Origin of the sequence: Streptomyces prunicolor (assembly GCF_045162825.1) — a bacterium.
GTDB classification, from domain to species: domain Bacteria; phylum Actinomycetota; class Actinomycetes; order Streptomycetales; family Streptomycetaceae; genus Streptomyces; species Streptomyces prunicolor.
On the sequence record NZ_CP108676.1, the window covers coordinates 4,885,434 to 4,904,605 of the forward strand.

The window sequence follows — 19,172 nt, forward strand, 5'->3', positions numbered from 1 at the left end:
ACATATCAAGGAATTCCCGCAGCGTTGAGCAGCATGGAGAACCACAAGTATGGACCGACGGCAAAAGCAAAATACAAAAGAAAGCAGATCTGGCCGACGGAAATCCACGCGGGCGCAGGTGCTGAAATGGGTGACGTGACAGGGACGGCAATCGGGGTGTCGACCGCGGTGCGGCTCTTCAGGACGGGGTACATCTCTGAAGGATGAGTCGTGCCTGGCGAGGCCGCGGATTCCTCCGAGCCGTCCCGCAGATGAAACAGTCACGGGAAACGCGTGCAGCTGGGGCCCGCACCCCGAAGGATGCGGGCCCCAGCTACAGAGTGCTCGTCAGCGTCAGGCCGGAACGATGTTCTCGGCCGTCGGGCCCTTCTGGCCCTGCGCGATGTCGAAGCTCACCTTCTGGCCTTCCAGCAGCTCGCGGAAACCCTGGGCGGCAATGTTCGAGTAGTGGGCGAACACGTCAGCGCCGCCACCGTCCTGCTCGATGAAGCCGAAACCCTTTTCCGCGTTGAACCACTTCACGGTGCCAGTAGCCATGTCATATCTCCTTCGGGGCAGTACATCGGAATCCACACTGTGCGGACACCGTGTCGCCGCAATGATTACCCCGCCCGGAAAAAGACCGGTAAATACAAAAGCGCTCTCCCCGGCCGAAGCCGAGTGGGAGCACTTGAAGTTTCGGGAACCAAAACTGCAACTGAGATCAACAGTAGCACGCCGCCACGGCCCCCGTCGGTTAACTAATTCCACTCCGCTCATTGCGACAAAAACTCTCGCTGCATGGTCCGGCAAACTCTCACCTCACAAACACAGTTATTGACTCACTCGCAGTGCAACGTTCCGGAAAAGCGGAGTCGCCAGCCACAACCGGGGCCGCCCGAGCACGGGGAGGTAGGCGGCTGTCCGCAAGGTCGAATTCAACAGGGTCACGTCCCCTGTGATGCGGCACGAGTGCGTTGTGAACCCGGCCGGTGGCGCCGGCGCCAACACCGCCCTCCGCGACGCCACAGCCCTGACCGAAGCCCTCGCCCAGGCCTCCACCGGCGCACCGCTCATCTCCGAACCGCGCCAGTACGAGGCCGACGACCTGACGGCATACGGCGTCGTCGCGGTCCGCGAATCAGCCCGCGACGGTGTCGAACGCTCCCTCCAAAACCCGCTGCCCGTCGCCTGACGGACAGCACCTGCCCGACGAACCGATCGGCAGGGCAGTGCTGCGATCGGGCAGCCCCAAAAGCCTTGCCCACTGGAGCACGTAGATCCAGCGCGGCTTCTCACCCGCACGCTGGTTCGTCGGTACGCGCGCCTCACCACTCCCATCCATCAAGTGGCACCTGAGGCCCGCTATCGAGACAGCAGTGGAGGGCACTGGCAGTTGTGTCCACGAATGCCTCGGGGACGGCGTCGGTATCGACCCAACGAACCTGCGCATGCTTGCGGGGTTCGCGGTTTTCGGGTTCGCCGGTCCACTCGTGGGCGGAGAAGACGACGGCGAGGAAGCCGTTGAGAGCTTCAACGCCCCAGGCGCTGTGGATGAAGTGGGCGACCTTCAGGGATTCCGGCTTCACGGTCAGGCCGGTCTCCTCGTACAGCTCGCGAACTGCGGTTTCGGTGATGGGCTCGCCGGGTTCGTTCTTGCCGACGGGGAGGTCCCACGAGCCGCTGCCCGCCCGGTCCTGGCACGGCCGTGTTCCGCCGGAGTTTCCGTCAGAGTGCTGGTTGATCCAGCCCAGGTCGCCGATGTCGAGGCGGCCGACATGTTCGTGAAGTACAAGGAGACGGCTCGGGGCGGGCTTGCGGTGAACATCATCGAGTGCTGACGGGCTGAGGACCCGGTCGAGGGCTGTCGTGGATGGCGAATGCTTCCGCTACGGCGGTCAGGTAGCCCGGGACGCGCAGGAGGAAGGCGTCGTGGCCCGCCTCCGACGTGATGTCGCGGTGATGGGTCAGCGGCAGCCCGAGTGTCGACAGGTGGGTCATCAGGTGGTCGGTGTCCGTCGCGGCGAAGAGGCGGTCCGACGCGAAGCTGAAGACCTGGACCGTGGGACGGCGGTCTTCCGGCGGGAGTGGGGCCGTGGGGCGGGCGAAGGCATCGTAGTGGTCCATGGCCGCCGTGAGGTGCAGGTAGCTGTTGGCGTCGAAGCGGGTGACGAAGGTGCGGGCCTGGTGTTCCAGGTAGCGCTCCACCGCGTAGGGGCCGTAGGCCGGGTCGGCCGCGGGCGCGAGGGGCTGGGGACGGCGGGCGAATTTGGTCTCCAGGGATTTCGGGGACATGTACGTCAGGTGCGCGATCATCCTGGCCACGCCCAAGCCCTCGACGGGGCCGCGCGCGTCCGGGTGTTCGGGGTAGCGGCCCGCGGCGAAGGCGGGGTCGGCGCGGATGGCGGCTCGGCCTGCCGCGTGGGCCGCGAGGGCGTCCGTGGAGAGGCGGGCTCCGGTGGCGATGAGGAGGAACCGGCGGGCGTCGCCGGGGTGGCGCAGCAGCCACTCCAGGGCCTGCATACCGCCCAGTGATCCGCCGACCACCGCGTGCAGGCCGGTGCTGCCCAGGTGAACCAGCAGGCGCCGGTGGACCGTCACCATGTCGCCCACCGTGATCGCGGGGAAGTCCGCGGCGAGGGGCCGGCCCGTCGGGCCCGGGGTCCAGGGGCCGGTGGTGCCCGCGCAGCCGCCGAGGACGTTGGCGCAGACGACGTGCAGGTGGTTCGTGTCGATCGGGCGTCCGGGGCCGACCATCTCCTCCCACCAGCCGGGGAAGTCGTCCGGACTGTGCCGGGTGACATGGGAAGTGCCGGTAAGGGCGTGGCAGACGAACACCGTGTTCGGCCGGTGCGGGTCAGGGTGTCCGAACTCCTCGTAGGCGACCCGGACTTGGGAGAGGGTGCCGCCCTTCTCCAGCCGTAGCGGGCGGTCGGGAGGGAAGAGAGCGGCGGTGCGCTGGTGGCGGCTCGCCGGGGCGGGGAATCCGTTCATCGGCGGCCTCCGACGGCCGGCTTGGCGTTCCCCTGCGGGATGGGCCCAACTGCCGTACGCCCACGCCTAGTTCGCCCGATGGCCCGGTCTGCCGCCGCCGCGCCGAAGCCCTCGAAGACACGGCGGGAGACCGCGTCCGTGGCCGCGTACCACTCGGGGTGCCACTGGACGCCGAGGGCGAAGGTCTGGGCGGGGTGCACCGACACGGCCTCCAGTACGCCGTCGAGGGCCACCGCCTCTGCCCTCATGCCGGGGGCGAGGCGGTCGATCGCCTGGCCGTGCAGGGAGTTGACGCGGGTGCGGTCGGTGCCGAGGAGTTGGTGCAGTCGTCCGCCGGGGGTGATCCATATCTCGTGGGCGGGCAGGTACTGCTGGTCTCTGGGCAGGGCGAGGTCCTCCCGGTGTGGCGCCGTCGGGCCCAGGTCGCGCAGCGTGCCGCCGTATGCCACGTTCATCTCCTGGAGGCCCCGGCAGATCCCGAGCAGCGGGAGCCCGGCGGCCACCGCGCGCGGTGCCGTCGACAGGGCGAGTGCGTCGCGGTCGGGGTCGTAGGGGCCCGGCGCGGGTGGGCCGGCGTAGTGGGCGGGGGCGACGTTGCTCTCGTGGCCGCCCAGGACCAGGCCGTCGAAGCGGCTCAGTGTTTCGTCGGGCAGGGCGTCGGGGCCCGGGAGCAGGACCACCGAGCAGTCGGCGACCTGTTCCAGCGCGGTGACGTACGCGCGGCGGACCGCGGCGTGCGGTACGCCGTCCCAGGTCTCGGTGGAGCAGGCGAGTGCGACGAGCGGACGGTTCATGATGCCCCGAGTGCCCTTTCGAGATCGGCGAGCAGGTCGTCGATGTCCTCGACGCCCACGGCCAGCCGGATCGAGCCCTGGGTGACACCGGCGGCCAGCTGGTCGGCCTCGGGGAGCTGGGCGTGTGTGGTGGAGGCGGGGTGGGTGGCGAGTGAACGGACGTCACCGATGTTGGTGACATGGGAGATCAGCCGGAGCGCCTCGATGAAACGGCAGCCGGCCTCCCGGCCCCCGGTGAGTTCGAACTGCACCAACGGCCCGCCGTTGTCCCCGAGATAGCGCTCGGTCAGCCGTGCCTCGTCGCCGGTGGCGAGCCCGGGGTAGCGGACGGACGCGACGCGCGGGTGCGCCTGGAGGTGGGCCGCGACCCGCCGGGCGTTCTCGCCGTGCGCGCGCATCCGCAACGGCAGTGTCTCCAGGCCCTGGAGCAGCAGCCACGCGTTGAACGGGCTGAGGCAGGGCCCGAGATCGCGCAGCAGCGTCTCACGGGCCTTGAGGAGATAGGGACTTCGGCCGAGCGGGCTGTCGAGGTCGAGTCCGGTACGGGTCCAGACGACACCGCCGTGTGCCGCGTCCGGGGTGGTGAGGAGGGGGTGCCGGTCGGCGTGGGCGTCCCAGTCGAAGCGACCGCTGTCCAGGATGAGGCCGCCGAGCGTCGAACCGTGGCCGCCGATGTACTTGGTCGCCGAGTAGACGACGATGTGGGCGCCGTGCTCCATCGGCCGGCAGACGTACGGCAGCATCGTGTTGTCGAGGACCAGCGGTACGCCGAGGCCCTCCGCGAGTTCGGCCACCTCCTCGACAGGGAAGATCCGCAGCTTCGGGTTGGGCATGGTCTCGCCGAAGAAGCAGCGGGTCCGTTCGTCGCTCGCCTCCGTGAAGTTCTTGGGGTTGCCGGGGCTGACGAACCGCACCTCGATGCCGAACCGGGCGAAGGTGTTCGCGAGCAGGTTCCAGGTGCCGCCGTACAGCTCGTCGGAGCTGACGATGTTGTCGCCGGCCTGGCAGAGATTGAGCAGGGCCAGGGTGATGGCGGCCTGCCCGGAGGCCACGGCGAGACCGGCCGCGGCGCCGTCCACCGCGGCCATGCGCTCCTCCAGCACGTCACACGTCGGGTTGTTGAGGCGGGAGTAGGCGTGACCGTCCTGCTGGAGGTCGAATATCCCGGCTGCCGCGGCGGCACTGGGGAGTTCGAAGGCGGCGGTCTGGAAGATCGGCGTGACGACCGGTGGGGTGATGCCGAGACGCCATTCGTAACCGCCGTGAATGCTGGCGGACCGCGCGGTGCGGAACGCCTTTCCGGCGGGGCGGACGGAGGGTACGGAGATGTCGTGGTCCGGCATCAGTGGTCTCCTACGGAGTGGTCGAGGTGCGGGCACGCCGTGCCGTACCGCTGAGCACGGCCAACAACAGGACGGTGAGCAGCAGTTCGGCGGCGGGGCCCCGGTGAAAGGCGCGGTGGAAGGCCGCGACGGGCAGGCGTACGGCCACGACGAGCACGGCGACCGCGCACCAGACGGCCAGGTCGTCACCGAGCACGAACTGCCGGAGCGCGCGGAGCCGAGTGGCGGGGGCGTCGCCGTCCGGTACCGGTGCGGGAGGTGCCTTCCGCCGGGTGAGGGCAAGGACGAACAGGCCTGCCATGGGCAGGAGGAGTGCGGGCAGGACACCAACTGCGCCCGCGGTCACGGCTGTTGCTCCGGCAGCGGTCAACAGCACCGCTACCGCGGCCTTGGCGGGACGCTCCGGCAGTCCGCCGGCGGGCCGGTGCCGGATCGCTCCGGGAGCGATGACCGCGACCACGAACAGCAGGGCCGACGCGGGAAGCCATGCGCGAGGAACGGCCGCTGCGGCAACCGCCGTTGTCACTACGAGCACTTCGGCGCCGGCGCGGAGGAGAGCGCCGGCCGTCTCGGTACGGGCGGAGGCGGGGGCAGGAGTGCGGAGGGAGGTACGGACGGGAGTGTGGGCCAAGGACGTGGGGAGCGTCGGGGACGTGGGGTGCGTCGGGGACGTTTGGCCAACTCCCCCGCCCCCAGCGCCCATTCGCAGCCGCACCCCCTCGAACACCACCCCCTCGTCCCGTCCCGCCACCACTCCCGACTCCCGCCGCGCGGCCCACACCAGCCACTGCAGCCCGGCCGTCAACAACACGACCGGGCCGACCAGTTGGGCCCAGCCTCGGGGCAGTACGACGACTCCCGTCGCCCCGCCCGCCAGGGCGACCAGCCCCAGGCCGGGCAGCACCGCAGCGCGGAGCACCGCGCCGCGCCCCCGCGAAGCGGCCACGGCAGCCACCCGCGTCCGCGCCTCCCGTCCCTCGACCGCGACGAGCATCCCCACCGCGGCAAGTCCCACCCCCGCGACCGGAGTCATCCCGCGCCGCCCGTCCGCACCAACGCCCCGCCGCCCCGGACCGGTTGACGGGCGAACCAGTACCCGACGGCCGGTTCCAGGAACTCCGTCCACGGCGGGCAGGGCCGTACCGTCCCCGTCGGCGGCAGGACCCGGTCGTCCTCGAAGTACGGCCGGTACACGCCGATCAGCCGGTCGAGGAACGCCTTGGGCGGCATCGGTATCCCCCGCACCTGCCACGCGTCGAGGGACCGGCGCAGGAACTCCCAGCGGCGGAACGGCACCAGGGTCAACTCCCGTACGGGGGGCCGTTCTGCGTGCACCCTTGCCCGGTTGAGCGCGGCCACCGCCCCGGCGACCAGTTCCTCCAACCGGGGCGCGGCCGTACCCGAGGAGGCCACTACATCCGACGCCGGGCCGCCGTCACCGTGCGCCAACCGGCTCAGCAGCGCGGCCAGTTCGGCCGCGACCCAGTCGACGGGGACGATGTCGATCCGGCGGTCGCGGCCACCCGGCAGCAGCGGCGGCTCGTGCCGGTCGATCAGTCCGAGGAGGGGGTAGATGCCGTGGAAGCGGCTGATCGCGCCGGTGCGGCTGTGTCCGACGACGAGGCTGCACGAGAACACGACCGGCCGCAGGTCGCCGTAGTCGGATCGCAGGAGCCGCTCCGCCTCCGCCTTCGTGGCCTCGTACGTGTTGCGGTACTCCCACCCCTCGACCGCCGTATACGCGGAGGAGACATACACGAACCGTGTGTCGCCGCCGAGCGCACGGGCCAGTTCGGCGACGTTCCGGGTGACCTCCACATTGCCGCGCCGGGCGCCTTCCAGGGACGCCGTCCAGCTGACGTTCGCCGCCGCGTGGACGACCAACGTCCGGTCCGCCGGGCCGAGTTCACCAGCCAGGGACAGGGTCGCCGGGCCGTCGGTGAGGTCGCGGACGACCGGGCGGATCCGGTTCCGTACCGCCTCGGAGGACCGCTCCCGGAAGGCGTCACGCGAGCGTTCGCCGCTGAAGACGCCGACCACCTCGGCCCACGGCGGGGCCGCCGCCAGCGCGTCCGCCAGACCGCTGCCGACCGCGCCGCCGATCCCGGTGACCAGCAGCCGTACGGCGGTCCCGGCGTTGACGGCCGTCACTGCGACACCGGTGACGGGCGGCGGTCGCGGATCGCGGCCAGCATGCTGCGGGAGTTGGACTCGATGGCCTGGATCCCGATGGGGTCCAGGACCTCGGCCAGGGAGGGGATACCGATGTCGAACTCGATCTCCAGGATCACCCGCACACCCGTCGCGGTCTCCTGCAACTCCCAGTACCCGCGGAAGACTTCGAGGTCCCCGTCGGTCTGGTCGAAGTCGATCCGGCGCATCGGGGTGAAGACGTCCCGCTCGTCCCAGGTCAGCTCGCTGCCGTTGAGCAGGACCCGCCAGGAGCTGAGCGCGGTGTCCTGACCGCGTTCCAGGAAGCGGATGCCGAGGACGTCGTCCATGTACCCCGCGTGCGCCTCGAAATCGCACAGCACGGTCCACACGTGCTCCAGTGGAGCGTCGTCGATCTCTACCTCGGTACGGACTACGGGCACGGTGCGGCCCCTCTCGGCGAGTGCGAAGTGAAATGATGGACAGTCAGTTGGGCTGCGCTGAAAGTGCGTTGGGTACGGCGGCCACCGCCGCGGCGATGGTCTCCAGGCCCCGGTCGAGGTCGTCCTGGCCGATCACCGCGGGCGGATAGACCCGTAGGACCTGCGGCGCACTGAGGCAGAAGCTGAGCAGGACACCGCGCTTGGCGGCCTCCAGGAGGATCTGGCCGGCGATACCGGGCGAGGCCGTTTCGAGGCCGATCATCAGGCCCTCGCCGCGGATGTCGCGGATCCTCGGGTCGGCGCCGAGCAGCTCGCCGAGCCCCTTGCGGGCGGCCTCGCCGAGTCGGCGTACGTCGTCCAGGAAGCCGTCCTCGCGGACCAGTTGGACCACGGTGGCGCCTACCCGCCCGGCCAGGGCTCCGCCCGCGAAGGAGGAGGCCAGCACCACGGGGTCACCGGCCGCGCCGCCGATCCGGGTGCCGGAGTACACGACCGCGGCCATCGGGACGAGTCCGCCGCCCAGGGCCTTGCCGACCAGCAGCAGGTCCGGCGGACAGTCGTCGGCCGAGCGCCAGCGACGGCCGCATCTGCCCAGGCCGGTCTGGATCTCGTCCAGGGCGAGCAACGTGCCGGTCTCACGGCAGAGTTCGCGCAGCGCGGTGAGGTAGGGCGGGTCCACGGGCAGCACCCCGCCCTCGCCCCGGACCGGTTCGGCGAAGACCGCGGCGACCGTGCCCCCGGCGAGGACCCGGCGGGCCTGGTCGAGGTCGCCCGGCTCCAGGAAGTGCGCCGGTGCCGCCAGCGGTACCGGTGAGCGCACGGCGTAGGTGTCGGACAGGTGCAGGGCGCCCGCGGTCTTGCCGTGGTAGGAGCCGCGCAGGGCGGCGAACTCGGTGCGGCCGGTGGACAGGGCGGCCATCTTCATCGCCATCTCCACTGCCTCCGCACCGGTGTTGGCGAAGGCGACCTGGTCGAGGCCGGGGGGTGCGATGTCGATCAGGGCCTCTGCGCAGCGAGTTGCTTCCGCGTTGCCGAGGACCTTTCCCGACAAGCCCATGTGCGCCAGCTGGTCCCGTGCCGCCGCGACGGTCGCCGGGTGCCGGTGGCCGATCAGGTGGACGCCGAAGGAGCCGAAGTCCAGCCAGCGGCGGCCGTCGGTGTCGGTGATCCAGGCACCCTGGGCCTCCTGTTCGGCGGCGAGCAGCCCGGACATGCGCAGCAGCAGGGCCTTGGAGCGGCCGAAGGCGGCGCCGTAACGCTCGACGAAGCCCATGTCAGGCGTCCTTGAGGAACGGTTCGAGGAACGCGGCGTCGGTACCGGCGGCGACGCACAGCTTGGACCAGTTCCGCAGCGCGCGCAGGACCTCGCTCTGTCCGCTCGCCACCAGCGGGTCGGGGATCTTTCCGGGGAAGGCCTCGCACAGCGCGTCCCACAGCTCGCGCACTCCGGCGTCGTCGGCCTCCTCACCGCCGAACTCCTGCTCCAGGGCGAAGAGTTGGGCCAGCTCCTGGCCCGAGGCGTGGCAGACCTCGTGCAGGCCGTACTCCAGGGCCAGCGCCAACTGGTGTGCCTCTCCGGCGGGTTCGGCTCCGGTGAGCCGGGTGTCCATCTCCGACAGCAGCTCCAGCAGCCGGAGTTTGACGACCTGGCGCAGTTGCGGCTGGTCCGCGCCGCCGTCCAGGTCCTCGACGTAGGCACGGCCGTCGACGGACATCAGCCAGGCGACGGTGGCCCAGGCCCGGACGGCGGCCTCGGGGGGCAGGCCGCGGCCGGCGCGCACGCCGGGGTAGAGGGCGAGTTCCATCAGGCTCCTTCAGCGGGGGGATGCGGCAGGCGGTCAGGCCGGGAGCAGGGTCACCGCGCCGCAGCGGGCGGCGCGCAGCAGGTCGGCGGGGGCGCCGACGGCGTCCGGCAGGTCGGCGAGGGGGATCTCGCCGATGGGCAGCGGGTCCTGGCCGAGGAAGGCCGTGGTCGCGCCGAGCAGCATGTCGGCGCCGGGCAGGAAGCGCCGCCGGACCGGGTCGCCGACGGGCTCCACGGTGAGGGTCGGCGGGTGTCCTTCACCGGCGACGGCGTGGACCTCGGTGAGCAGGGCGGTCAGGGCGGGGGCCAGCGGGCCGGCGTCCTTGCCGGCGAGCGCCTCGGAGACGGGGGCGCGCAGCGCGTCCACTGCGGCCACCACCGGCTCGCTGCCGTGCAGTTGACGGAAACGGGTCCACCGCAGCAGGAACCACTTGCGGTTGGAGTACACGTCGAGGTGGTGCGAGAGCACGGCGTCCATCAGGTGCAGCAGCGCGTTGACCGCGTACCCCACCCGCCCGCGCCGCTCACCGGCCGCCTCCGCCAGCCACAGGAACAGCACCTGCTCGGTGGCGGTGTGCAGCGCGGACCACTTCCACAGCCGGGCCAGCTCGGGCAGCCGGTCCAGATACGGCAGACTCCGGTCCAGGGCAACGCCGTTGACGATCCGCTCCAGATGCTTGCGGCGCAGCTCGTGCCCCTTGTCCCAACCCCGGTACGCGAGGACGGCCTGCTGCGGATCGGCGTCCGCCAGCGCCCGTAGGTCGGCGAGTGCCGCGCGGACCTCGTCCTCGGCGAAGGAGATGGCTTCGAGGTGGTTGGGCCCCTCGAAGAGCTGGGTCGCCATGCGGGCGCCCGTCATCGGTTCGGACTGGATCCGGATGAAGTCGACGTCGCTGGTGGCGTTGGCGAGTCCGTGCACGGGTGAGCTGGTGAGCAGGAAGTGCCGTGCGGGGCCGGTCCGTTGGGTCAGCAGGCGTTCGATCGCGTCGGGGGTGAGTCCGCGCGCGGCCAGGAAGGTGTCGACGTTGCCGACGCGGGTCTCAGGCGTGATGGCCATCGGGCTCCCTGTTCGGTGTGGTGGTGGCGTACTTCAGCGCGCGGGCCTCGGCGACGTGCCGCAGCACGCTGGCAGGCCCGAAGAGGTACGACTTCGAGATGCGGGCGCGGTCGCGTACGGCCTGGTGCTGCATGAGCCGGCGGTGCAGGTCGGCGAGGTTGTAGCAGGGGACGCTGGGGTAAAGGTGGTGCGCCAGGTGGTAGTTGATCCGGCACGGGGAGAACAGGGCGCGCTCCACGGCCCCGGCGAGCACAGACCGCGTCCCGCCGATCCCGGCGTCCTCCTCGCACCCCACGTGTTCGGCCATGTCCCGCAGCCGCAGGATCATGCTCAGCGCGGTGATCATCGGCACGATCCACAGCAGCAGATACGCCAGCCACCACCCGGTCGCCACCAGGACCACCGCGAGCGCCGCGAGCCCGCCGAGGAACAGCGCGCACCGCGCCCGGCCCATCGCCCGCGCCACGGTGCGGTCCCCGCGCAACACCGGGAGCAGCGAGAACTGGTCCAGGGTGCCGACGGTCTTGACGATGTTCAGGGCGACCGCGTCGGCGGCGAACAGCCGGACCCAGTCGCGGGTGGTGTTGTCGATCGCGGTGGGGTCGTAGTCGGGGTCGCGCGCGGTGTTGAGATAGCGGTGGTGTTCCAGGTGGTGGCGTCGGTACAGGGTGGTGCTGATGAACAGCGGGAAGGCCAACAGGAGGTCGCTGACCAGGTCGTTGACCCTGCGGTCGGCGAACAGCAGCCGGTGTGCGCCGTCGTGCATCAGTACGGCCAGCGCGTGCTGCCGGGTGGCGATGACGACGATGGCGAGCGGATAGCCGTACCAGTGGCCCCAGTACACCGCGCCCGTCGCGGCGGCGAGGATGACCGCCCACTGCCGGGCGATGGCGAGTGCGGCCCGGCCGGGCCTGCGGCGGGAGAGTTCGCGCAGTTCGTCGATGCGCAGCAGACGCCCCGGGATGCTCGCGCCTGACGCCATGTCAGCTGCCTCCCGTCGAGGGAAGGGTGGCGAGATCCTCGCTGAGCCGGGAGGCGACGGCAGCGGTCGATCCCGTGTACTTGCCCTCGTAGAGGAGTGGTTCGCCCTGCATGGCCCAGAAGGCGAGCTTGCCTATGCACATCCCGGGGTAGAGGCGGACCGGGTTGGCGACGGTGATCTCCAGGGTCCAGGGGAAGAGCGCGCCGCTGTGTCCGAGCGGGGCGGAGAACTGGATCCACACGCCGAGGGTGGAGACCGAGCGGCAGGCATAGAGGGTGGCCGCGTAGTGCGGGCTGCCCATGACCTCCATGGTGGAGCCCAGATAGAACCGGCCGGGCTCCAGCACATGTCCGGCCGGGTCCATGGTGATGCCGGTGCAGTCGGGTGCGTGCCGGCTGTCGAGCATCTCCCGGTCGTACGACAGGAGTTGGGGGGCGAGGCGGAAGCCGTAGGAGTTGGGTTCGAGCCGGGTCGGGTCGAAGTCGTCGATGTGGATCTCGCCCTCGGCGACGGCGCGGGCGATCTCGGGACCGGTGAGGATCACAGCGCCCAACTCCCTTGCAGCGAGCGGACGGTGGCATGGATCGCGGCCCGATAGGCGGTCAGGTCCCCGCTGTTGTCGAGGACGGCGTCCGGCTCGATCAGGTCGAGGTCGCGGGTGGAGGCGTCGGCGCGGGTGAGGTCGGAGCGCGCGGTCAGCCGGGCCAGGCGCAGTCGTTCGTCGCAGGTGATCCGCAGGATCGTGAAGCCCAGGGCGCGCAGTGCGGGGGCGTCGATCAGGGGGTCGCGCAGGTCGTCGTTGACGACGAGGTCGGCCGGGCAGTCCGCGAGCCGGGTCGCGAAGTCGTCCGCCAGGGCACGGGGGTTGAGGCGGCGGAGGTGGCCGGCGAGGTCCTCCATCAGCACCTGGTCCTGGGCGCCGGACCGGAGGGGGGCGCCGGCGGTGGCGTAGACGCGGTCCTGGAGTTCGTAGAGCGGACGCGCCAGGGCGATGCGGGCGAAGGTGAGTCCCTGGTCAGCCGCGTAGGTGCGCAGCGCGCTCGCGCAGGTGGACTTGCCGCTGCCGGAGTGGCCGATCACCGCGATCCGCAGCTGGGGCGCGCTCATGAGCCGGCCGCCAGGGCCGCGTCGAGGTCGACGTCGAGGGTGCCGGTGAGGCGGAGCATCGCGAGTCCGGCGAGGTGGGGCCGCATCGCGGACAAGGTGGCGTAGAAGGCCGCGTAGTCCGGTACAAGGTAGTGCTGCCAGCCGAAGAAGGTGGTGTCGATGGAGCGGTCGACGATGCGGTTCAGTTCCATCCAGCGGGCCGGTTCCTCCGTCACCGGTTCGACGGCGTACGGGTCTCCGGGGCGGACCTCGGGGAGCAGGATCCCGGCGAGGCGCAGCGGCTCGGGGCTGAACTCCGAGCCCAGCCAGGCCTCGAAGGCGTCGGCGTCCAGCAACAGCTTGGTGCGGTCGGGGAGTTCGGCGGGGTCCAGGCCCGTGTTCGCGCGCACCCAGTCGACAAGTGCCGGGTGTCCGCGCAGCGTTCCGGCTCCTACGTAGGGGTAGTCGCGCCAGGGCGTGGCGGTGATGCCGCCGTCCGCCGCGATCCGGCAGAACAGTTTGTCGCCGGTGAAGTACTCCCAGCCGGGCCTGCTGAGGACCGAGACCAGGGTGGTGGTCTTGCCGGCGCCCTTGGGCCCTGCGATGGCGTAGGCGCGTCCGTCGCGGCGGACGCCGGAGGCGTGCAGGACGACGGTGCCCCGCGTCTCCTCGGTGCGGATGATCAAGTCCCGGAGGAAGTCCATCAGTTGGCAGACGGATCCGTCGGTGATGCCGACCTCGAAACGCCGGTCCGTCGAGGCGTCGACGGGGACGTCGAGGCGGGTGTTCTCGTTGGCGTAGACGAGGCGGTCGCCGTGCCGGGACAGCAGCGCGTCGAAGGTGAACTCGGGGGCCGTGCTCCGGCGGATCACGGCGGGCCGGCCGGCCGGGGGCTGCGCGGCGGGGTCGTAGGGGACGAACGTGATGTGGAAGGCGGGTTCGTTCGTCGGCTCTTCGGCGATGGTGTGCCGGAAGAAGCGGGCCACCGGTGCGAAGGACTTCTCCACCTCGGTATCGATGTCGAGGTGCAGGGTGGTGTCGAGGAAGTTCAGGTAGCGGTGCACACACGCCTCGCAGGGGTGTCGGGGAGTAACGGACGGGCACGGTCGGCGGGGCCCAACCCGAGCTGGTGCAGGGCGACTTGGGCCGGAACGGTGTTGTCGACGGTGCCGAGGTCGGCGCCGGGCGTCAGGCCGGGGCCGCGGGCGGCGAAGATCGCGTGCAGTCGGGGGTCGCCGTTGTTGGTGATGTGGGCGCCGGGTTTACGGGAGGGCGCGATCACCGCGTGGTCGGGACGGAGCTGGGCCGTCGGCAGGAAGTCGGGGTCGAACAGCACATGGCGGACGACAGCCGGATCGCCGCCCGGTGAGGGGGCGAAGCCGGCCGTGGCCAGGCGGCCGCCGCCCGGTTCGGTCATGGCGCGCAGCACGGACTCGGCGCGGTCCAGGAGTGCTCCGGCGTCCGAGCGTGGGACACAACCCCCGGGCAGATCCTGGTGGTTGACCCACAGCGAGCCGTTGTCCGCCGGGTGGTAGAGCACCGAGGAGCGCGCGGGGTCCAGGGCTCCGTCGGGGGTGCGGGCGGCGAGTCCGGCCGAGATCAGTACCTCGTTGGGGTGCACCGTCCAGGCCGTACCCGCGATTCCGTGGTCCGCGCCGAGCAGGACCGTGTCCTGCCCGCGTGCGCGGTCGAGTACCGCTCCCAGCAGCCGGTCGGCCCAGCCGTAGACGGTTCTGACGTGCCGCCAGATCCGGTCCGCCACGTCGGGGCGGTGGGCGGCGCTCTTCGGGTCGCACCAGCCGATCAGTTCGTGGCCGAGGTCGTCGGTGGTGGGCAGGTAGATCACCACCAGGTCGGCGGTGTGCCGCGCGAGGACCGTGCGGGCCGGGGCCTCGAAGGAGCGGTGCACACAGGCCATGGAGGAGACGAACAGGTCCTCCGCCGAGCCGTCGCCGCCGTCCACGAGCCGGGGTCCGAGCCCCCCTGTCCGGTAGGTGGGGCCGATGCCCTCCCCGGCGAACACGGGAAGCGTCTCGGCGACCGCGTCGGTCAGCGCTCGGTCGTGACCCACCACGCGCGGGCGCCAGGCGCCGGTCCGCAGCAGGAACCGTCGGCCGCCCGACACGACCGTACGCAGCCAGACCCCGCTGTCCGTGCCGAACCTCAACTGGCGCCAGTCGGCGTCCTGTTCGCCCAGGGCCACGGACCGGGCCCCGCTGCGGACCCGGATCCGGTCGCCCTCCGGTGTCACGTCGAGCGGGTGCGGTCCGACGGCGAAGTGTTGCGGTCCCCCGTCGAGCGGCAGGGCGGCCTGGCGGTCGATGCGGTCGCTGTAGGCCTCGACCGCCACGTCGAGTCCCGGTTCGGCCTCTCCGTCGGCGCCGATCGTCCAGGGGACGTGCACGGCCGCCGTACGCAGTCCGGCCTCGGCCGCCGTGCGCCACACGGGCGGTGCGGCGCAGCGGCCCGGTGCGAAGGCCGCCGCCGACTCCTCGACCCGGCCGCCGGTGCCGGGGATACGGAAGCCGGTGACGCCGTGCCGCTCCGGCCAGGTGCCGGTGAACAGGGTGGCGAGGGAGGGCGGGGTCTGGCAGTTGGGGGCCGGTGGGCGGGCCGCCGCGGTGATGCCGGCGGCCCGGAGGCGGGCCGTGTGGGGCAGGGCGCCCTCGGCGGTCAGCCGTTCCACGATCCAGTGCGCCGCCGCGTCCCAGACCAGCCAGTACACGGTCACCGGCCCGGCTCCAACTCGGGCCGGGCGGCGAGGACATCGCGCAGGAAGGTGCGCTTGGAGTAGAAGGTGCGCTCCTTGGCCCAGCCCCGGTCGGCGAGGAATCCGCGTACCCACGCGTCGACGCGGTCCATCTCGGCCACCACCTCGCCCTCCTCCGCGTCGAGGAGGTTGCGGGAGCGGAGGTACTCGATCTCGCACTGGGACAGCACCACGTCGGGTGCGTCGAGGAGTTGGCAGTGGTCGAAGAAGACGCCGTAGATGTGTCCGGTGCGCAGCGACTCGCACTGGACGTCGTAGCGGACGCGTCGGAAGGGTGGCATCGCCCTTACGGTCAGGCCGAGTTCGGCGGTGAGGTGGTCGGCGTAGCCGTCGGGGGTGACGTCGACGCCGTGGGTGAGTTCCTCTCGGCGGGCGAAGGAGTCCTCGGCGAACCACTTGCGCTTGAGGATGTTCTTGCCGTCGGTGGAGGGGATGAAGGAGGCGTAGCCGCGCTGCGACTCGGGGCCGAGGACGTCGAAGAGGTGGTTGTCGTAGTACCAGATCTGGAAGTCCTCGCGGTACTCCGGCCGGCAGCCCGGGAGTTCACCGGCACGCAGTGCCCGCAGCACCTCCATGCCGGCCTCCCAGATGTCGGGGGCCGGGTCGAGGGTGTACTTGTACTCCAGCTCGGTGCCCTTGAAGTGGTTGCGGAAGTAGAGGTGGTGATTGCCGAGCGGCAGCACGTATTTCTGATGTGCCGTCAGCACACCCTCCAGCCAAAGGAGTTGGTCCACTTCCCCATGGCCGACGGGTTCCGCCGTGCTGCGGACGAAGCAGGCGTCCTCGGCGTGGGCGCGGATCTGGGCGTAGCCGTGGTAGCCGCCGCCGGGGTGTTCGGAGAGGTAACACAGCGGTACGAGAGCGGAGTTGGCCGAGCCGACCAGGGGGCGTAGCGCGGGACCGGCGAAGCCGTCCTCGAAGAGCTGGTCGCCCTGGACCAGGACCCGGCCGAGGAGTCGTCCGCCGGTGGTGAGGGCCACCGCCTCGCAGGTGCCGAGGTCCGCCCAGCGCACGACCACCGTGGTGCTGGGCCGGACCTCCTCCAGCGGGGGCACGCGCACCAGGACCAGTGGGTCGTCTTCCGTCCGGGTGCGGGTGCCGTTGATCAGGTGGACTCCGCCGAGGACGACCCAGGCGCCCCGTCGTTCGTCACTCATTCCCGACGCTCCTTCCGGCGACGGTGATGGTGCCGTCGCTGATGACGGCCTCGCCGCCGTCCGGCAGCGCGCCCAGGGCCGCGACCAGGGCCGGAACCTTGGCCTCGCGCAGGAGGATGGCGAGGTGGCAGAGGACGGAGCCCTCTTCGAAGACGAAGCCGGCCACCGCCCCGATCAGGATGGAGAGGACCGCGTAGGGGCGGGCGACCCGCACCAGCGGCGGGGCGGGCATGGCCTGGATCTTCTCCAACAGGCGGGTGATCTCGGTGTGTTCGGTGACGTCCTTGCTGCGGTCCACGCTCACCGCGGGGCCGACCGAGAGCCGGCCGAGCAGGGCGTCGTCGGTCAGCGACAGCAGCGGCCCCCGGGCGGACCCGGCGGAGACGAGCGTGCCGCGCTCACCGGACAGCATGTCTCCCGCGAGCAGCGAGTAGTCGACGAAGTAGGGCACTCCGTCGGCGAACACCCACTCCACCGTGGCGTCCCCGTACCGGTCGTGCATACGGCCGGTGAAGGCCGCCATCCGTTCCAGGTGGGGGGCGAGGCCCGGTGGAACGTCGCCTTCCGTGCCGTCGGGGTTCCAGACGAACGAACGGGCGCCTGCCGTACCGCGGTTGAGGGCGAGCAGTCCGTCGGGGGTGTGCTCGACGAGCAGGTCGGTGCCCGACCGGCGGGTGATCAGGCCGAGTTCGCCTCGGATGAAGTCCCTTACGACCACGGCCTGTTGGCGGTCGGGGGCGGCGGCGCCCCGGGTGATCTCCGCCAGCCGGTCCGGGACCTGCTCCTTGGGGAGGACGATCTGGCGCAGGGTGGCGCCGAAGTCCAGGACACATTCGGTGCCGGTACCGGTCGCCAGCAACTCCCTTACACGGTCCCGGCCTTCGGGAGTCGCCAGGTCCTGTGCGGTGAAGCCGATCAGCCAGCCCGCGCCGACGGCGAGGCCGAGTTCCTCCGCCAGCCGGTGCGCGGGACCGCGCTTGGCGGTGTATCCGGCGTAGACCTCGGCGACGTCCCCGAGGTGGGCCCCGGACGGCGAGTCCTCGAAGTAGAGGCGGCTGGACCAGATCCCTGCGGGCACGCCGTCCGGGTCGGCCGAGCGGTGGGCGGTGACCGGGCGCACCTGGACGATGTGCACTCCGTCCGCGTCGGCGGCCCACTCCACGTCCACGTCGTGACCGCGCAGGGCACGCAACTCCCGGCAGGAGTCGGCCACTTCGAGCAGAACCGATTCGTCGGGGCGGGCTCCGGGCAGGGCCGGTTCGCCGGGGCCGGCTCCAGAAAGAAGCTGCTCGCCGGTGAGAAGCCGTTCGTCGAGGCTCGCGCCGGGGAGGACCGAGGCCCGGCGGGGCACCGCGACTCCCGCGACCAGTTCCTCCGCCAGCCCCTCCGTGTACTCGATTTCCACCGCGTCCGAAGCACTGTCGAGCCCGGTGAACGCGACTCCGGCCAGCGTCGGCCGGACCAGCCGCTGGACGATCACCGCGAGCCGGGGTTCCGGGTCGAAGTCCCCCGCCCGTACCCGGGCGGCGACCGCCGAGCCCGCGTAGTAGGCGCGCCAGCACTCCTCGACGGCCGCGATCACGCCGTCGGTCCCGCGCACGCCGAGGACACTGACGTGGATCCCGGCGAGGCTGCTGCTCGTGCCGTCCTCGGCGAGTCCGGAGGAACGGACCGCGAACTCACCCTCCATCGGGTCGCCGAACACGTCGGCCAGCCGGGCGGCGAGCAGATCCCGCAGGTCAGGGGGCATGGCCAGGTCTGCCACCGCCGTCTCGATCCCGGCCGTGACCTCGGTGAAGAAGGCGCCGACCGTGGCCCGCATCTCCTCGAAGAGGGCGGCGAGCGTGGCGCGGGCCTCGGGGGCGAGGGCCCGGGTGAACTCCCCCGCCGGTACGGCGAACGCGGTCGGCACCCGGAACGCCCGGGAGACCGCGGCGAGGGAGGCGAACTTGTGGCCGACCTCCGCCGGGTCCGCGCCGGTGCCGAGGCCTGGCAGGCGCTGCCGGGACAGTTGCCGGTCGAAGTCCTTGTGGATGTCACTGGAGCGGGGGCCTACCGCGCCCTGGTACTTGCCGTCGTACAGCTCGATCTCGCCCTGCGGGCGCCACCACATCATCTGGCCGATGGTCATGCCGGGGTACACCCGGACCCGGTTCATCGTGTAGAGCTGGAGGGTCCACTGACCCTCGTAACCGATGTCCCCGAGGCTGGCGGAGAGGTTGATGAACAGCCCGAGTCGGGCGACGGAGGAGCGTGCGGCGAAGGTCGGCGCGTAGTGGCGGCTGCCCAACACCTCCTGGGTGTGGGCGAGATAGAGCCGGCCCGGCTCCAGGACATAGCCCTCGGCGCTCATCTCGATGTCGACGCAGGCGTTCTCCCGGCGCGGGTCGAGCGGCATCTCGGAGTAGACCCGGAGCCGGCTGCCGAGCCGGAAGTTGTAGCTGTTCGGGTTCACCTGCTCGGGGGTGAACGGCTCGATGGTGATGCGGTCGTTCGTGCGTTCCCGCGCGATCTCGCTTCCGGTAAGGATCATCAACGCTCCTTGCTGGAGGTGGTGGGGGGGCGGCACAGGGCCGGACCGGGACTCGGAAGAGGCCGGACGATCAGAAGAG

The 19,172-nt window shown here is 71.2% G+C and carries 19 protein-coding genes and 1 pseudogene; 1 reads left to right on the forward strand and 19 read right to left on the reverse strand.

What is annotated here, in order from left to right; genetic code table 11:
• Window positions 1–5: 5 nt before the first annotated feature.
• Together OG588_RS22175 and OG588_RS22180 are read right to left on the reverse strand one after the other, a co-directional pair.
• Window positions 6–194, reverse strand: coding sequence for a hypothetical protein (locus OG588_RS22175; RefSeq protein ID WP_405948818.1), 189 nt, complete (start codon window positions 192–194; stop codon window positions 6–8).
• A gap of 139 nt (window positions 195–333) precedes the next feature.
• A complete protein-coding gene (locus tag OG588_RS22180; RefSeq protein ID WP_004986771.1) occupies window positions 334–537 on the reverse strand; it encodes a cold-shock protein in 204 nt (67 codons plus the stop codon).
• A 421-nt stretch (window positions 538–958) separates the two neighbouring features.
• Between OG588_RS22180 and OG588_RS22185 the strand changes: the two genes are divergently transcribed.
• The gene (locus tag OG588_RS22185) at window positions 959–1,174 is read left to right on the forward strand and encodes a hypothetical protein (RefSeq protein WP_405948819.1); all 216 of its coding nucleotides are present in this window, start codon (window positions 959–961) and stop codon (window positions 1,172–1,174) included.
• Window positions 1,175–1,307: 133 nt separating this feature from the next.
• Here OG588_RS22185 and OG588_RS22190 read toward each other — a convergent pair.
• From OG588_RS22190 to OG588_RS22270, 17 genes and pseudogenes are all read right to left on the reverse strand, one after another.
• Window positions 1,308–1,661 (reverse strand): annotated as a pseudogene (locus OG588_RS22190) (NUDIX domain-containing protein); the annotation flags it as partial.
• 145 nt (window positions 1,662–1,806) lie between these two features.
• The gene (locus OG588_RS22195; RefSeq protein ID WP_405948820.1) at window positions 1,807–2,973 is read right to left on the reverse strand and encodes a homoserine O-acetyltransferase; all 1,167 of its coding nucleotides are present in this window, start codon (window positions 2,971–2,973) and stop codon (window positions 1,807–1,809) included.
• A complete protein-coding gene (locus OG588_RS22200) occupies window positions 2,970–3,767 on the reverse strand; it encodes a gamma-glutamyl-gamma-aminobutyrate hydrolase family protein (RefSeq protein ID WP_405948821.1) in 798 nt (265 codons plus the stop codon). The genes OG588_RS22195 and OG588_RS22200 overlap by 4 nt, the downstream gene beginning before the upstream one ends.
• On the reverse strand, window positions 3,764–5,110 hold the full coding sequence (locus OG588_RS22205; RefSeq protein WP_405948822.1) for an O-acetylhomoserine aminocarboxypropyltransferase/cysteine synthase family protein: 1,347 nt from the start codon (window positions 5,108–5,110) through the stop codon (window positions 3,764–3,766). Before OG588_RS22205 ends, OG588_RS22200 begins: the two co-directional genes overlap by 4 nt.
• A 10-nt stretch (window positions 5,111–5,120) precedes the next feature.
• Window positions 5,121–6,143: a hypothetical protein gene (locus OG588_RS22210; RefSeq protein ID WP_405948823.1), complete on the reverse strand. Its 1,023-nt coding sequence runs from the start codon at window positions 6,141–6,143 to the stop codon at window positions 5,121–5,123.
• Entirely contained in the window at window positions 6,140–7,261 is a 1,122-nt protein-coding gene (locus OG588_RS22215) for an SDR family oxidoreductase (RefSeq protein ID WP_405948824.1), read from the reverse strand. The genes OG588_RS22210 and OG588_RS22215 overlap by 4 nt, the downstream gene beginning before the upstream one ends.
• Window positions 7,258–7,704: a type II toxin-antitoxin system RatA family toxin gene (locus tag OG588_RS22220; RefSeq protein WP_405948825.1), complete on the reverse strand. Its 447-nt coding sequence runs from the start codon at window positions 7,702–7,704 to the stop codon at window positions 7,258–7,260. The genes OG588_RS22215 and OG588_RS22220 overlap by 4 nt, the downstream gene beginning before the upstream one ends.
• A 43-nt stretch (window positions 7,705–7,747) precedes the next feature.
• Entirely contained in the window at window positions 7,748–8,977 is a 1,230-nt protein-coding gene (locus OG588_RS22225) for an aspartate aminotransferase family protein (protein WP_405948826.1), read from the reverse strand.
• A 1-nt stretch (window position 8,978) separates the two neighbouring features.
• Window positions 8,979–9,509 (reverse strand): DUF6031 family protein, encoded by a 531-nt coding sequence (locus OG588_RS22230; protein WP_405948827.1) that lies wholly within the window; start codon window positions 9,507–9,509, stop codon window positions 8,979–8,981.
• A 33-nt stretch (window positions 9,510–9,542) separates the two neighbouring features.
• Entirely contained in the window at window positions 9,543–10,565 is a 1,023-nt protein-coding gene (locus tag OG588_RS22235; RefSeq protein ID WP_405948828.1) for a DUF6001 family protein, read from the reverse strand.
• On the reverse strand, window positions 10,549–11,547 hold the full coding sequence (locus tag OG588_RS22240) for a fatty acid desaturase family protein (protein ID WP_405948829.1): 999 nt from the start codon (window positions 11,545–11,547) through the stop codon (window positions 10,549–10,551). Before OG588_RS22240 ends, OG588_RS22235 begins: the two co-directional genes overlap by 17 nt.
• A 1-nt stretch (window position 11,548) precedes the next feature.
• Entirely contained in the window at window positions 11,549–12,091 is a 543-nt protein-coding gene (locus tag OG588_RS22245; protein ID WP_405948830.1) for a dCTP deaminase domain-containing protein, read from the reverse strand.
• Window positions 12,088–12,654, reverse strand: a complete 567-nt coding sequence (locus tag OG588_RS22250) for a hypothetical protein (protein ID WP_405948831.1) — start codon at window positions 12,652–12,654, stop codon at window positions 12,088–12,090. The genes OG588_RS22245 and OG588_RS22250 overlap by 4 nt, the downstream gene beginning before the upstream one ends.
• Entirely contained in the window at window positions 12,651–13,697 is a 1,047-nt protein-coding gene (locus OG588_RS22255) for a hypothetical protein (protein WP_405948832.1), read from the reverse strand. Before OG588_RS22255 ends, OG588_RS22250 begins: the two co-directional genes overlap by 4 nt.
• Entirely contained in the window at window positions 13,682–15,364 is a 1,683-nt protein-coding gene (locus OG588_RS22260) for an alkaline phosphatase family protein (RefSeq protein ID WP_405948833.1), read from the reverse strand. The genes OG588_RS22255 and OG588_RS22260 overlap by 16 nt, the downstream gene beginning before the upstream one ends.
• Complete coding sequence (locus OG588_RS22265; protein ID WP_405948834.1) at window positions 15,361–16,560, reverse strand: hypothetical protein; 1,200 nt, start codon at window positions 16,558–16,560, stop codon at window positions 15,361–15,363. The genes OG588_RS22260 and OG588_RS22265 overlap by 4 nt, the downstream gene beginning before the upstream one ends.
• A complete protein-coding gene (locus OG588_RS22270; protein ID WP_405948835.1) occupies window positions 16,553–19,093 on the reverse strand; it encodes a dCTP deaminase domain-containing protein in 2,541 nt (846 codons plus the stop codon). The genes OG588_RS22265 and OG588_RS22270 overlap by 8 nt, the downstream gene beginning before the upstream one ends.
• Window positions 19,094–19,172: the final 79 nt, after the last annotated feature.